This is a genomic window from Marinobacterium marinum (assembly GCF_013868415.1).
Lineage (GTDB): Bacteria > Pseudomonadota > Gammaproteobacteria > Pseudomonadales > Balneatricaceae > Marinobacterium > Marinobacterium marinum.
Genome location: NZ_JACEMT010000042.1, coordinates 33,526 through 49,494 on the forward strand (window position 1 = coordinate 33,526; position 15,969 = coordinate 49,494).

The window sequence follows — 15,969 nt, forward strand, 5'->3', positions numbered from 1 at the left end:
GTAGTACGATAACACCGAAGAGTGTATCGCCTGTTTTTAAGGGTACTCCTGTATTGTTTTCTGTAAGAAAAAATCATCGGCGGCAGCGAGTGGGAAACACAGCCTGTCAGCGACCGTGTCTCCCAGCGGCTCAGCCTTCTTCCGGCTCGTAGCCCAGATTGGGGGCCAGCCAGCGTTCGGCTTCGTCCATGCTCATGCCCTTGCGCTTGGCGTAGCTCTCCACCTGGTCTTCACTGATTTTTGCGACGCCGAAATAGCGCGCGTCCGGGTGGCTGAAATACCAGCCGCTGACGGCTGCAGTCGGTAACATGGCAAAGCTGTCAGTCAATGTCATACCGGCGTTGTGCTCTACATCCAGCAGTTTCCACAGCAGCGCTTTTTCAGTGTGGTCAGGGCAGGCCGGGTAGCCGGGGGCAGGGCGTATGCCTTGATATTGCTCGCGGATAAGGCTTTCATTATCCAGGTTCTCATCAGCGGCATAGCCCCAGAATTCGGTGCGCACTCGCTGATGCAAACGCTCGGCAAAGGCTTCCGCCAACCGGTCGGCCAAGGCCTTGATCATGATGCTGTTGTAGTCATCATGGTCGGCTTCATACTGCTCGACCCACTTGTCGATCCCGATACCGGCGGTGACCGCGAAGGCTCCGACGTAGTCCTGAACCCCGCTATCCTTCGGTGCCACATAGTCACTCAGGCAGTGGTTGTAGCGACCTTCCACTTTTTGGGTCTGCTGACGCAGGTGATGCACCCTCATGTGCACCTGGTCACGGTTGTCGTCACTGTAGATCTCGATATCGTCAAACCCTGTGCTGTTGGCCGGGAACAGGCCAAATACGCCACGTGCCTTCAGCTTTTTGTTGTCGATGATATCTCGCAGCATGGCCTTGGCATCTTCAAACAGCTTGCGTGCCTCGGTACCAACGACTTCGTCATCCAGGATGCGTGGGAAACGACCGGCCAGCTCCCAGGATTGGAAAAAGGGCGTCCAGTCGATGCACTGCACCAATTCTTCCAGGTCGTAGTCATCCAGTACATGAATGCCGGGGCGCAACGGAGTCGGTGCCTGATACCCTTCCCATTCGATGGGCTGCCGGTTGTCACGGGCTGCTTCCAGAGTGACGCGACGCTGATCATGCTGACGTGCGGCATGGCGTTCACGTACTGCCTGATAGTCTTTCCGTATTTCCTTGATATATGCGTCTTTTTTGCTTGCTGACAGCAGTGCGGATGCGACTCCGACCGAGCGGGAAGCATTGGTCACATGCACGACCTGATTGTTTTTGTAGTTGGGCTCAATCTTGACAGCCGTATGTGCCTTGGAAGTGGTTGCACCACCGATCAGCAAAGGCAGATCAAACCCCTGACGCTGCATCTCCTTGGCCACATGTACCATCTCGTCAAGAGACGGGGTAATAAGACCGGACAGTCCGATGATGTCTGCCTTGGTTTCACGTGCGGTTTGCAGAATTTTCTCGGCCGGCACCATGACGCCCAGGTCGACGATTTCGAAGTTGTTACACTGCAACACCACGCCGACAATATTTTTGCCGATATCATGTACATCACCCTTGACGGTAGCCATGACGACCTTGCCGGCGGAGCTGCTTTCGTTGCCCTGTTTTTCCTCTTCAATAAAGGGCATCAGGTAGGCCACAGCTTTTTTCATTACACGCGCCGATTTCACCACCTGAGGCAGGAACATCTTACCGGCACCGAACAAATCACCAACAATACCCATGCCATCCATCAACGGGCCTTCAATCACCTGCAGAGGTCGTTCGTAATTGTGGCGACACTCTTCCACGTCTTCGTCGACATAATCGGCAACCCCCTTGACCAGAGCATGGGCGAGGCGTTTATTCACGTCCCAGGTGCGCCACTCAAGGTCCTGCTTAACCGAAGACTCAGACGCGCCGCCACGATATTTTTCCGCCAGCTCCAGCATCCGCTCGGTACCGTCCTCACGACGGTTTAAAACGATATCTTCAACATGCTCGCGCAGCTCTGCAGGCAGGTCATCATAAATGGCCAACTGACCGGCATTGACGATCCCCATATCCATGCCTTTCTGGATGGCGTGGTACAAGAAAACACAGTGAATGGCTTCACGTACCTTGTCATTGCCACGGAAGGAGAAGGAGACGTTGGAAACACCACCAGAGACCTTGGCATACGGCAAGTTCTGTTTGATCCATCCGGTGGCATTGATAAAGTCGTTGGCGTAGTTGTTGTGCTCTTCAATACCGGTGGCGATGGCGAAGATATTAGGGTCAAAGATGATATCTTCCGGCGGGAAACCCACCTTGTCGACCAGGACACGATAGGAGCGCTCACAGATTTCAATCTTGCGCTCATAGGTGTCGGCCTGACCCGTTTCATCAAACGCCATGACGACCACCGCCGCGCCGTAATGACGGATTTTGCGTGCCTGAGCGATGAAGTTTTCTTCACCTTCCTTGAGGCTGATCGAGTTCACCACCCCCTTGCCCTGAATGCGCTTGAGGCCTTCCTCCATGACATGCCATTTGGAAGAATCGAGCATGATCGGCACACGGGAGATGTCAGGCTCGGAGGCAATGAGGTTCAGGAAGCGGTTCATCGCGGCTTCGGCATCCAGCATGCCTTCGTCCATGTTGATATCGATGATCTGCGCGCCATTCTCTACCTGCTGACGCGCAACTTCCAACGCAGTCTCATAGTCGCCTTCCTTAATCAAACGACGGAACCTGGCGGAACCGGTTACGTTGGTACGTTCACCCACGTTGATGAACAGGGTGTCGGCACCGATGTTCATCGGCTCTAGCCCGGACAGGCGGCATTCAACTGTAATTTCAGGCAGGGTGCGAGGCGCCTGGTCCAGCAGCGCGTCACGGATGACTCGAATATGATCCGGCGTGGTGCCACAGCAGCCACCCACGATGTTAACGAAGCCGGATTGCGCCCATTCACGAATCTCCTCAGCCATCTGCTCCGGGGTTTCATCGTAGCCGCCAAAGGCGTTGGGCAAACCAGCGTTGGGGTGCACGGATACATAGGTATCGGCGACACGGGACAGCTCTTCCACATACTGGCGCAGTTCCTTCGGCCCCAGGGCACAGTTCAAACCAATACTGATCGGGCGGGCGTGGCGTACCGAGTTCCAGAACGCTTCGGTGGTCTGGCCGGAGAGAGTACGACCAGAGGCATCGGTAATGGTGCCGGAAATCATCACCGGCAGGCGGATATCGTGCTCATCGAAATAGTGCTCGATTGCGTAGATAGCGGCCTTGGCATTGAGGGTATCGAAGATGGTTTCGATCAGCAGGATCTGGGCACCACCCTCGATCAGACCGTCAATGGACTCGGTATAGGCTTCGAACAGTTCATCAAAGGTAACATTACGAAAGCCCGGGTCATTCACGTCCGGTGAAATGGAGCAGGTACGGTTGGTCGGTCCCAGTACGCCAGCTACGTAACGTGGACGTTCCGGCGTACGGGCTGTCATCGCGTCAACGGCTTCACGTGCCAGACGGGCGGCGGCCACGTTGACTTCACGGCTCAGCTCTTCCATCTCGTAATCGGCCATGGCGATACGCGTGGCGTTGAAGGTGTTGGTCTCAATGATATCGGCACCACCTTCAAGATAGGCCGTGTGAATGTCACGGATCATATCGGGCTGGGTCAGTACCAGCATGTCATTATTGCCTTTAACGTCGACATGCCAATCCGCGAAACGCTCGCCACGAAAATCCGCCTCGGTCAACTGCCGCTCCTGGATCATGGTACCCATACCGCCATCCAGCATCAGTATGCGTTGTTTCAGGGAGTGACTGAGTTGTGCGTGCAGATTAGTGTCGTTCACGAGTACATCCATCATGTGATCTTCTTGGGATACCGCATTGTATGCCAAATGGTCGGCGTTTTGCCTGAGGGCTCGTCATACGCTGTTGAAAATATTTAAAGATTAGGACGCATCTCGAATTGGCAAAGCAGGAAGGGCCGCACGGAAGAACAGGGCGAAGGGGCCATAAAGGAGTTCCCCTAATTTTCGTCTTCATGTCGACATTATTATGCATTTCACTGTTGCGGGCCTGTTTGGTTCATCAGACTAAAGTGCGGATTTGTCCGACAAAACCCCGTGGTTAGGGTGATTAATCTCTAAATATGGATAACTTGTAAGCCTTTTGTCTTAGTTTCCTGAGCAACAAGTTTCGCTAGAGTGCCGTATCAATGACATGAAGTGTCAACAATAAGAAATCTGGAATGAACACTTACCGAGAGTTAGAGGATGCTGCAATGACCTATCATGCAGAGTACAGCAAGTCAGTCGAGACCCCGGAGACCTTCTGGGCCGAGAAGGCCGCCAACCTTCCCTGGTTCAAACAGCCGGAACAGATCCTGTCCAAGGACCGGAACGGTATGGATCGCTGGTTTGCGGATGGCGAAATGAACACGGCTTACATGGCTCTGGACTACCATGTCGAAAATGGCCGAGCCGATCAGCCTGCCGTCATCTATGATTCTCCCGTTGCCGATACCAAGCGGACTTTGACCTACCGGGAAATGCGTGACCAGGTTGCTCTGTTTGCCGGTGTCCTCAAGGCGCAGGGCGTCGAAAAGGGCGACCGTGTTGTCATCTATATGCCGATGGTCCCTGAGGCCCTGATCGCCATGTATGCGGTTGCACGCCTGGGTGCGATCCATTCTGTGGTCTTTGGAGGCTTCGCGCCGCATGAGCTGGCGGTCCGTATCGAAGATGCCGAACCCAAGGTGATCGTAACCGCATCCTGCGGCATCGAGGTGTCCAAGGTTATCGAATACAAACCGATGCTGGATGAAGCCATTGAGCAGGCCGTGCACAAACCGGATGCCTGCATTGTTCTGCAGCGTCCGCAAGCCCTGGCAAAGCTGGTTGAAGGCCGTGACCTGGACTGGGCCGATGCAGTTGCTGCAGCGGAACCGGCCGACTGTGTGCCAGTAAAAGGCACCGATCCTCTTTATATCCTTTATACCTCCGGCACCACCGGCAAGCCCAAGGGTGTTGTGCGTGACAACGGCGGTCATGCTACCGCTCTGCATTACTCGATGAAGGCGATCTACAACATTGAACCAGGAGATGTATTCCTGGCGGCTTCCGATGTAGGGTGGGTTGTAGGGCACTCTTATATCGTATATGCGCCTTTGCTGGCCGGTGCCACCACCATCGTGTATGAAGGCAAGCCGGTACGCACACCGGATGCCGGTGCGTTCTGGCGCCTGTGTGAAGAGTACAAGATCAAGGCGTTGTTTGCGGCTCCAACCGCTTTCCGTGCCATCAAGAAGGAAGATCCGGAAGGGCTGGAGATCGGCAAGTATGATCTCAGCAACCTGGAGATCATTTTCATGGCAGGCGAGCGTCTGGACCCGCCAACCTATCACTGGACCATCGAGAAGACCGGCAAGCCGGTTATCGACCACTGGTGGCAAACCGAAACGGGTTGGGCAATCTGCGGCAACCTGATGGGTATTGAAGCCAAGGAGCCGAAGCCCGGCTCGGCGACCTTGCCAACCCCTGGCTTCAATGTGCAGATCTTGGATTCGGAAGGCAACGAGCTGCCTGCAGGCGAGCAAGGCGCTATTGCGATCAAATTGCCGCTGCCGCCCAGCTGTCTGCCGACCATCTGGAACAACCATGAACGTTTCCGCGCGGGCTACCTGTCCGATTTCCCGGGGTACTACACATCCGGTGACGGCGGGTACAAGGATGAAGACGGTTACGTTTTCATCATGGGACGTACGGACGATGTAATTAACGTGGCTGGCCACCGCCTGTCTACTGGCGAGATGGAAGAAATTGTTGCTGACCACCCGGCCGTTGCCGAGTGTGCGGTTATCGGCATCAACGATACCCTCAAGGGGCAGGCACCGGTTGGGCTGGTGTTGCTGAAGGACGGTGTTGATATTGATGAAGAGCAGCTTGAGAAAGAGCTGATCGCCAGGGTACGTAAGGAGATCGGCCCGATCGCCTGCTTCAACAAGGCCATGGTCGTACAACGCCTGCCGAAAACCCGTTCCGGCAAGATTTTGCGTAAACTCATGCGTCAGATCGCCGATGGGCAGGAGTACACCGTGCCGTCCACCATCGATGATCCAAGCAGCCTGCTGGAAATTGAAGCACTGATGGATGAGCGCGGCCTGATGCAACGCAGCTGAAACCGGTAAGCCAAGAAAGCAAAAAGGCAGCCTCGAGCTGCCTTTTTTGTGTGCCCAATATGCTTAGGCGGAGCGGCGGGCCAAAAACCAGCGACTGATAAACGTACCGACGACAAAAGCACCAACAACCGTCAGAATATCAGCATTTGCAAAGCTCAGTGAGGTAATCATGGGGCCCGGACAGTAACCGGCCAAACCCCAGCCAATCCCGAAGATGATGCCGCCAATGATAATGCGTTTGTCTATTTCGGTCTTACTGGGCAAGCGGAAATACTCTGCCATCAGCGGACGACCGCGCTTCAGAATAAAGGGGGTTACGATCGTATTGGTGATCAGGCCACCGGCCATGACAAAACCCAAAGACGGGTCCCAGGTCCCGGTAAAATCGAGGAAATTGATGACCTTGGCCGGGTCAATCATCTGCGCAACCGATACCCCCAAGCCAAAGAGAGTACCGGCAAACAGGGCTGCCAATAGACGCAATACAGGTGACATATCAGACAACTCCCATCAAGTGGCGGGTGAGATACACCGTTACAATGGCGCTTGCCATAAAGCACAGTGTGGCAACCAGTGAGCGCGGGCTTCTGCGGGCCAAACCACAAATGCCATGCCCGCTGGTGCAACCGGTACCGATCTGAGTACCAATACCCACCAACAAACCACCCATTACCAGCAGCGGTGTGCTAACCATGGCCTGGATGTGATCAACGCCGACACCCAGCCCTGACGCCTGGTAGATGAAACCGCCAAGCACCAGCCCTGCGATGAAGACCAGGCGCCAGCTGATATCGTCCTTGCTTTCAGGATAAACAACACCACCGGCAATACCGGAAATGCCTGCAATACGTCCCTTTGCATACAATAAAAATGCCGCAGACAGCCCAATGAGCACCCCTCCCAGCAATGCCGGCAGGGGCGTGAAATTTACGATCGTCATTGAAAAACACCTTTATTAGATAGTTCTTATATAATATCGGCTCCCGCGCCGGGAAACAACAGCAGAAGAGACGACAGGCATAGTGCGCAAGTGGTTATTTTTGATAAGGTTATACATAAATAAATCCTTCCAAGTATATGAAAATGATAAAAATACCGACCGCAATTCCTCTTTTTGATGCCATTGAATATCTGGAAGAGGGGAATGCACGGGTGAATGAATATATCGCGGCGTTGACGGTGCATCGATTAAGTGATGCCGCAGTAGTATATGAGTATTCTGCTGACTGGCTGCTGGAACAGCGGGGCAGTGAAAACAACTTCAAGACCTACCGGTCAGAGCTGACAACCTTTCTGTACTGGTGTTTCGAGATCGAACAGGCAAGCCCTCTGGATGTGACGCGGCGCAGCTTGTTCAGGTATGTGGAATTTTGCCGCCAACCGCCTCAGGCGCTGATTGCCTACTTCAATACCGCTCAGTTCAAAACACACAAGGAAACGGGAGACCGCTTGCCAAACCCTTGCTGGCGCCCCTTCCTGGGCCGCAAGCAGGACGGTGAAGCCCTGCCGTATCGTTTAAGTGAGCCCGCCTTACGTACAAAACTGGCCATCCTGTCGGCGTATTACAGCTTCTTGATCGATGAAGAGCTGACCGAACGTAATCCGGCTCGCCAAATTCTGAAAAGCGGTGTGTTTCATACTGGCGGTCAATTTCACGCCAGCGGAGAAGACAACGAAAACCTCAAAGCTTTCAGTGAGCTGCAATGGTCTTACGTCATGACGAGCGCTCGACGGCTGGCGCAGGAGACGCCCGCGCTGCATGAGCGCACACTGTTTCTGGTCAGCCTGATGTATGGCTGCTATTTGCGTATTTCAGAAGTGTCGGCACGACCGGGATTCGCACCGATTATGGGTCAGTTCCGGCGCGACAGCCAAACCGCCATCTGGAGCTATCATATACCTCGCAGCAAAGGAGGAAAGCAGCGCAGTGTCGCGGTATCCAAAGCACTGTTAGCGGCCCTCAAGCGTTATCGTCATTACCTGGGACTGAGCGACTTGCCACCTCCCGGTGATGAAACCCCCTTGTTCATACGCCACCGTCCCGCTGGGCACGGCAGGGATGCCGGCATTCAAAATGCCAATTTGGGCATCCGTCAGATTCGTGATGTCCTGGATGCCTTGTTCGAGACTGCGGCATGCGCCGCGGAAAAGGACGGTTTTCTGCAGGATGCAGCTGAAATCAGGCAAATGACGCCACACAGCCTCAGGCATACCGGCATTACACATGACATCAACCTGAATCAGCGCCCCTTGTCACACGTCCAGGCTGATGCCGGGCATGACAGCATCGACACGACGTCGCGCTATCTGCATACCGGACGCGTGGAAAGACACGAGTCTGCTGCCGGCAAGCAACTGGATCGCCTTCAGGCTGCAGTGGACGATCAATAGGAACAGGGCGCGGAAACAGTGCCGGCAGGCTACGCTTAGCATAACACCGAGGAAGCAGAGGTGGCTTATGTCAGTACGCACGGCGTTATGGATTATCATGCTGGGGAGCCTGCTGCCGATTACCCGAGTTTTGGCTGAGGCCCCCGAGAGGCAGCGGGTCTATGCAGTCTATTGGCGCGGATGCGAGGAATCATGTCAGGGATTCAAAGACTATCTTGCTCGGCTAACCGGATGCCGATAAATCAGGTTATCGGTACTGAGTGGCGGCAGACCTCGGGTTGAGGATACACCCCTGAACTCAATGAATTTGCCTGGAAATAGCCACCATACAATACTTCGCATAATGTATATTATGTTAAATCAAGTATCAGGATATGGTTGAGCAGTCAGCCTATTGTGATATCCATGACCAATGTTGGGATTCGTGCCGGCAATGCCGGGTTCCTCCAACGCCCTGGCCGTCTGCTGACTTATCAGCCGATTAAGTCCTCTGAATTTGGTGCGGAGAGTCGCGAAGATTTGAGTTTCGCGGGCTGAGTGTCATTCCGTGCAAGCTGGTGACGACTGGTACGCGATTAGTGCATGGTCTCGCGTGGGTCTGGTAGCTGCTTCAGCAGATTGAGCATCTCTGCAGCTGGCCATATGAACTCTCGTTTCTTCATGTCCTTGATACCGCATGGTCGCTCACACAACCTCGCAGACACTGAGTACGGTCCCAGTTCCATGATGTCGCTGCCATCCCAGGTCAATGCTTCCAGATCCAGCATCATGTTTTTCAATGTGCCTTGTACCGATCGGCTGCACGCCGTGTCGAAGCTCAGCTCATCGACCAGGCCAACAGCTCGCTCCATCAATTCTGCAGGATAACCCAGCTTGAGCATGGTGTTGCCCAGCATATCGTTGAACCAGAACGTCAGTGCCTTGAGCTCTTTTTGCGTCACGCCGATCAAGGCCAATGAGAACCGCGTCTGGTCGTGAGTAAACACCAGACACTGACGACGCTGAATCGTGGTGATATTGGCATGCCATTCACCCAATGCAGATGGGCTTTCCTGAGGCGCATCTGCAATTTCGAAGCCTGCCTTTTTGAGCTTGTCGGCCAACTTCCTGGTAACGTGAATTCTCATGTGTTTACCATAATTCATTGATACCTATGAGTTTCCCTTGTTCAGCTGCATGTCAAATACCACTCGAGCAAACCCTTGAGCGACCTGCGGATTACTGAGAATCTGCAGCATCTGGTTCTGGTGTGCTTCCGAGCTTCCCATGACCGCATCATCGACCGCCTGCGGGAAGTCACCGAGAAATGCCTGCTCAGGTGTGTTGTTCCTGAGTTGGTGAACCACTCGTTCATTCTCCCCTACTTTATCCGCACATCAGCCGGCTACCCGATTCAAGCTGACGGCATTGCCTTCAGCACCAAGGCCTAAAACCTCTGGCTTTAATACGGTTTGCGCCTTTCAATGCTTCTAGCATTGCAGACCCATTCTTCAAACGTGTTGGCCGTTGACGGGTGACGACGCCCAATCTTGAACTCACTAAACAACCAGTCCACGGGATCTTCTGGCTTTGCCGCCAATGCTGCACGAGCAACACCTATTTGCTCCTGGTAACACAATCCTTTCCAGTCACGCTCCTGACCAAAAGCGTTTAAACCTCGCCACGGGATCTCATCACACACATCCTCCGGCGACAGCCAGACCGTCGCATTCTCATCTTCGCCATCCCAGAAACCAGCCCAACCGGCTATCACTTCCCGCAGGTGCTGACGCTGCTTGCGGGAACTTCGGTTCAAGTCGTGCTTCTGGGCAATATCAAAGGTAAGCTCGTGAAGCGAAATGCCATTCTTTCGCTGAAGCACGGCACTCGCCAACGCACTCAAGTTGTCCCGGTGTTCCGCTTGGAAGTAGCACTCTTTGTCATATTCAGGCAGGTCTGCCAAAACATCGCCATCAACGGATGGCACCACATCGCCAGACGACGGTGGCAAACCAGTACGATCTGGAACGGCCTCATTCACATCCGGTTGAATACCAAGTTCCGAAGTCTCTTGACGTTGTCTAACCTCCATTCTGCCTGCTACTTTCTGCGGCACATCAACCAATTGAGGTTCATACTCTGCGGTCTCGGTCTCGGTTGATTCGAGCATTTCCGCTTCAGCAGACGCGGCACACTCGGCAGCTTGACGGTCTTCCGCCAAGAGGTTTTCCAGACACTCGTGCAAGCGCTTCATTGCGTACTCTGGCTCCTGGAAATAGTCGGTCGACCAGAGTCGAAGGATACGCCAACCAAGATTTTCCAAAATGACCTGGCGAACGCGGTCACGGTCACGTGCCGACGGAGAGCCATGGTAGGTTGCCCCATCACACTCAACACCAGCAAGGTACTCGCCCGGTTTATCCGGATGCACAATCCCCAAATCCACTCGGAATTTGGATACCCCAATCTGAGTCTGAACTTTCCAGCCTTTATCACGTAATGTCATAGCGACGGCCTGTTCAAACGGTGAGTCGAACTGGTCCACACCATAATTGGCCGTACTGAACTCAGCCAGCGCAATAGGGCCACGCTCCGCGAATTCGAGATAGTTTTTCAAATGCTCCACGGCTGTGGCTCTCGTACGCGACAGATCCACCATGGATGAGTCAAAACTGGTGAATAACAACACTTCGGTTGTTGCACGCGTTACGGCAACATTGAGCCTGCGCTCGCCTCCCGTCTTGTTCAACGGTCCAAAGTTCATGCTTATGGTGCGGCCACCTGGCTCGGTCGGACCATAGGTCAGTGACAGGATAATAATGTCACGCTCATCGCCCTGAACAGATTCCAGGTTCTTCACAAACAGCGGATCGTAGTTATCGGCTGCAGTAAAGAAGCGCTCCAGTTCAGGGTTGTTCCGACGTGCTTCATCCACCAGGTCTTCAATCATGCGCTGCTGTTGCGAGTTAATGGTCACGATACCCATCGTTCGCACTGGCGCACCCTGCAACATTGCCGTCAGCCGTTTGACGACTTCCGTGACCACAGCCTGTGCCTCTATCACATTCGTCTGTCCACGGCCCTTGGCATAGACACCATCAACACGGTGTAGCGTCACCGCACTCTCTTTGGTTTCCGCAGACGGGAAAGTCCTCAGTTGGTTTTCGTAGTAATGCGAGTTCGAAAATGCGATCAATGTTTCGTGGCGACTGCGGTAGTGACCCATTAAACGCAGATGAGGCAAGCGTGCAGCCAGCGCCTGATCAAGGATAGACTCCAAGTCACCCTCATCCGAATCCTCCTCTTCCTTACGCCCGAACGTATTGCTGGGCGGCATCTGTTTAGGGTCACCGACCACGATGACATTCTTGCCACGCGCAATCGCACCAACGGCATCCCAAGTGGTGATCTGCGAGGCCTCGTCAAATACCACAAGATCGAAGAGTGCAAAATCTGCCGGTAGGAATTGCGCCACCGATAAAGGAGACATCATGAAACAAGGTGTCAGATCCGTCAGTGCCGCTCCCATTTCTTTGACCAATGCTCTGACCGGCTTGTGGCGGGTTTTTTTGGTGAGTTCACGAGCCAGCACGCCGTATTCCGCCGGCGCATTGGATGCATTACGGTCCGGCACAGCACCTGCTGTTTTAGCCAGGATATAATCAGCGGTTGTCTCGGCGACCTCCGCATCAAGCTCCCTGAACATCTCGATGGTTGATTCATGCGAAGCGCCTGCGAACTGCACCAGTGAAGGACTCTGGTCGATCAATTTCGGAGCCAGCCAAATGCAGAGAGCTGTCATTGCATTATCTTCACATGCCTGAGGGATAATGACGCGAGTTTCCAGGGCCTGTGACAAGGGCTCAAGCTGATACTGAGCCGCTTTTTGTTTCGCTCCCAGCCATCGACACCATCGGTTCAAGCGTTCGCTCTGTTGTTCAATCACTGCGAAGTCTGCTGCGATTGTAGCCAAGTCATCTCCCTGACGGATGGTGACTTTCAACTGCGCCGCTTCTCCCACCAGCTCGGCCAGCTGCGCTGCATCATCAGCCACCTTCCGAGACAATTTGACCAACGGTGTATTATCGGTGAGGTAGTCTCGCCCTTCCACGAGCACTGAACGCAGCTTGCGCAATGGAATGGCAGGATCATCAAAGGTGCTAATGAATGCTTTGAACAGCTCCATCGCTTTGATGCCATTGGCCAGAGTACGCTCTAATTTTTCTACCTCTGAATCTACCCCTGCCCAAATACTGCTACACTCAAGCTCAGCCGCACTCTTTTTGAGCGTTTGCAACGTTTCCCGAGCGGCAACTGCCTTTTCCAGAATACTGAAGTCCGAGATCGTCTCGAGGCCCTGTGCGCACATTTGCTGACGCAAACTCCGACGTTTAAAAAATCCGAACAGGCCTGTTGCGTCATTACGCTGTTGGATCCATCGATCCCAGTCACAGTCCTCCAGCATGTTCCACTTGAGGCCATGCCCAAAATCCCTGATCTGTTCTTGCAACCGAGCCTGTAAGGGTACGCATGCTTTTAACGCTTTGACACGTGCGAGCCCTCCTTGCTGGAGTGCAAAAACAACATCAAAACGCATCACAAACTCGCACAACTCTGCCAAACGAGCCAACTGCACATGCTTATCTGGTGAAATGTGATCCGGGGGAACCCCTAAGGCTTCCAATAACGTCTCTGCATTGGCACGAGTCTGCTTGGTGGTCGCATTGATGCGCTTTGCAAAGGTAACAAGAGAGGTACGCCATTGGTTGGAAAAATCCCGTTGTGTGACTGACTTGAAATGGTCCGGCTCCAGGTCTTCAATTTCACCAAAGGCGATCCCCAGTTCCCGCGCAGCCTCCAAATAAGGATCGAGTTCAGCTTCAGTTGTGATGGGTGCCTGCTTCAGGTCTTCAGGCCAATCCAGACGTAACGGATGCTCATAGGAGAAACGGACCACCCTTGCCATCGCATCACGGGCTGACAAACCCAGTGCATGCGGGCGATGCAACTCGACAACATAGCTATTCAGCCCGTGCCTAACCTGTTCCAGTTTCTGAGCTTTGGCGATCCAATCGCTTTGGGATGCTCCTTGACGCCGCGCCCAGGCTCCGCCCAGCTGATCCAGCACCGATTTCTTGTTGGCCTTGTTGGAGTGCAATTCCAGGCACAGGTGAGCCAGCCCAATCTTCTCCATGCGGCGGTAAACAACCTGGAGTGCTGCCATTTTTTCAGCCACAAACAGGACCTTTCGCCCTTGCGCCAGGTTGTGGCAAATGATGTTGGCAATGGTCTCCGACTTGCCTGTTCCGGGCGGCCCTTCCAGAACAAAGTCCTGAGGATGAGATGAAGCCTCAACCGCCACCATTTGAGAAGAGTCGCAGTTCAGGGGTGCATAGAAATCTTCCGGCGAAATTTTCTCATCCACACGATCATGTTCAATGAAGCGATGATCCTGATTGAACGCAGCCGTTGGGCGCTCAATCAAGTGTTCCACAAACGGGCTTTTTTTGAGCAGTTCTGTGCGGTCACGCAAGTCTTTCCACATCAGATACTTGGCAAACGAAAATGAGCCGAGAACAATTTCCTCTACCACAATAAATCCAGGTTGTTCCTGGATAGCCGCACGGACGATAGTCCAAATGGCCTCGACATCGATACCGGATTCATCTTTAGGGAGATCGTTGCGTAGCTGATCCAGCGTAATATCGTAATCCGCCTGAAGCATCTCGATCAGCGTCAAGTTGAAGATAGGCTCTTCGTCAGCCAACTGAGAAAGCTTGACCGGTGCTTGTGCGCTGCGACGTTCAAGCTTCACCGGCAACAAGATCAGCGGGGCACGGAACGACTTGTCACTTTCAGGAGTTTCCTTCCAGCGCAGCATCCCGATTGCCAAAAACAGCGTATTGCTGCCCCCTTCTTCCAGGTCGTTCTTGGCTTTACGCAGCAGCTCAATCAGCTTGGTTTCGGTTCGTTTTGCCGTCTCATTCACAATGAGATTTTTGTTATCAAGCTGCTGCAGCGCAAATTCCCGATGCAAATCCTCGCCTGTCGATAACCGAAACGCTTCGGTACTGCGCTCCTCATCCACCAGCGGTGTATCTTCGGCTGAAACAAACCCAAATATTTGATCAGCGGCGAGCATGTCCTCTAACTTGCCCAAATCTGGACAAAAGAGCTTAAGCGCCGATTGTTTTACATTCAGCAGCGGGTTACGTTTGGTCAGATCCAACAGCTTTCGCTGCCACATATCAATGCGTGTTTCAGGTGTTTCTTCATACACCCGCTCGTCCCCGCGCACCGGTGGCAGTGGCGGTGGACCATCGATACCGATTGACACCACACGCGTAACGGTTTTACCGTCTGTTTCGGGTGCGTTTTTAGGGCGCTCTTCGATGATACCGATGGGTTTGATTCGACGTGCCCGCGCCTGCTTGATATCAATCAGCATGACAAAGTCGGATTCTTTATCTTCTTCCAACAAGGTTTTCGCGTGATCAATCGCTTGTTTGAACGTAACGGGTGAATCGTTAGTGACCAGCGTTGTCTCAAACATGACAAGGTCAGACGTATCCATGCGCTTCCTCAAATCGATGGGGTCATCGTTGGTTAGCACCGGAAAACATTCATCAATCAACCAGAAACCGGCAAACGCATGGGTCTTGGTCAGCGCAACAACCGGGTTCAAGCCCATATTTTCGAGGCAGCTCGCAAACAGGACAGACGTATCAAGGCACGCAGCGGTTTTATGCTCCAGGATATCCTTGGCTGGGCGGATGCGCTGCCCCTGTTTTGCCCAACCATTCGGGGGCGACAGGTACATCAAACGTTCGTTGAACAACGTGGCCCACAACGCAGCGCCGAACAAGAATGGCCGTTCGCGGGTATTCGACTGGTAACCATCGATAGCACTGTTCTGACCAGCATCACGCAACCCTTGTGCGACTTTTGCGGTCAACGCTTCAACGGCATGGACATTAGGCTGCACAAAAGCACCCAATAACTCAGCTTGACGAGACTCACCGCCCCAATAATCGCCTGGCAGCACACTCACATCATAATGAGAAGTCAGCTCCCGCGACTGCCCTTCTGCATCGATATAGGATGCGGCAAACGTCAACTGAACCTGCATCTCTTCTGTCAGGCCAGTCAGCTTCTCGAACTGGGGCTTTAGTGGTCGTTCTTGCAGTTTTGCAGACTGTCCCGCAGCCAAGCGGTCTATTAACCACTCTTCCGGTTCAAAGAAGACGGGATCACTGGTGAGCCGTATCCGAATATCGGTGATACTCCCGGAAGGCTCGCCTTCAGTCGCCTCAGGTGCTGAAACCAACGCACGCTTGAGCAATGGATAGGCGTTCTGTTGCGCCGCCAAAGAGAAGGTGGAAGCCAGTTCGCAATTGAGGTGCAACTCCATGTTAACGTCCTTTTTAA

8 protein-coding genes are annotated in these 15,969 nt (G+C 53.6%); 2 read left to right on the forward strand and 6 right to left on the reverse strand.

Annotation, left to right across the window (positions count from 1 at the left end):
- Nucleotides 1-130: 130 nt before the first annotated feature.
- Nucleotides 131-3,853 (reverse strand): methionine synthase, encoded by a 3,723-nt coding sequence (metH, locus tag H1S06_RS07015; RefSeq protein WP_181738664.1) that lies wholly within the window; start codon nt 3,851-3,853, stop codon nt 131-133.
- A 422-nt stretch (nt 3,854-4,275) separates the two neighbouring features.
- On the opposite strand from metH, the gene H1S06_RS07020 reads away from it, so the two are divergent.
- The gene (locus tag H1S06_RS07020) at nt 4,276-6,171 is read left to right on the forward strand and encodes a propionyl-CoA synthetase (protein ID WP_181738637.1); all 1,896 of its coding nucleotides are present in this window, start codon (nt 4,276-4,278) and stop codon (nt 6,169-6,171) included.
- A gap of 63 nt (nt 6,172-6,234) precedes the next feature.
- On the opposite strand, the gene H1S06_RS07025 is transcribed toward H1S06_RS07020, so the two are convergent.
- Together H1S06_RS07025 and H1S06_RS07030 are read right to left on the reverse strand one after the other, a co-directional pair.
- A complete protein-coding gene (locus H1S06_RS07025) occupies nt 6,235-6,666 on the reverse strand; it encodes a DUF6691 family protein (protein ID WP_181738639.1) in 432 nt (143 codons plus the stop codon).
- 1 nt (nt 6,667) lies between these two features.
- Nucleotides 6,668-7,111, reverse strand: coding sequence for a YeeE/YedE family protein (locus tag H1S06_RS07030; protein ID WP_220183798.1), 444 nt, complete (start codon nt 7,109-7,111; stop codon nt 6,668-6,670).
- A 143-nt stretch (nt 7,112-7,254) separates the two neighbouring features.
- Here H1S06_RS07030 and H1S06_RS07035 point away from each other — a divergent pair, with 143 nt between their 5' ends.
- Nucleotides 7,255-8,562, forward strand: coding sequence for a tyrosine-type recombinase/integrase (locus H1S06_RS07035; protein WP_220183799.1), 1,308 nt, complete (start codon nt 7,255-7,257; stop codon nt 8,560-8,562).
- Nucleotides 8,563-9,137: 575 nt separating this feature from the next.
- Here the strand turns inward: H1S06_RS07035 and H1S06_RS07040 are convergent.
- The 3 genes from H1S06_RS07040 to H1S06_RS07050 form a co-directional block, all read right to left on the reverse strand.
- On the reverse strand, nt 9,138-9,689 hold the full coding sequence (locus H1S06_RS07040) for a DUF6933 domain-containing protein (protein WP_181738643.1): 552 nt from the start codon (nt 9,687-9,689) through the stop codon (nt 9,138-9,140).
- 24 nt (nt 9,690-9,713) lie between these two features.
- Entirely contained in the window at nt 9,714-9,908 is a 195-nt protein-coding gene (locus H1S06_RS07045) for a hypothetical protein (protein WP_181738645.1), read from the reverse strand.
- 95 nt (nt 9,909-10,003) lie between these two features.
- Nucleotides 10,004-15,952, reverse strand: a complete 5,949-nt coding sequence (locus H1S06_RS07050) for a DUF4011 domain-containing protein (RefSeq protein WP_181738647.1) — start codon at nt 15,950-15,952, stop codon at nt 10,004-10,006.
- Nucleotides 15,953-15,969: the final 17 nt, after the last annotated feature.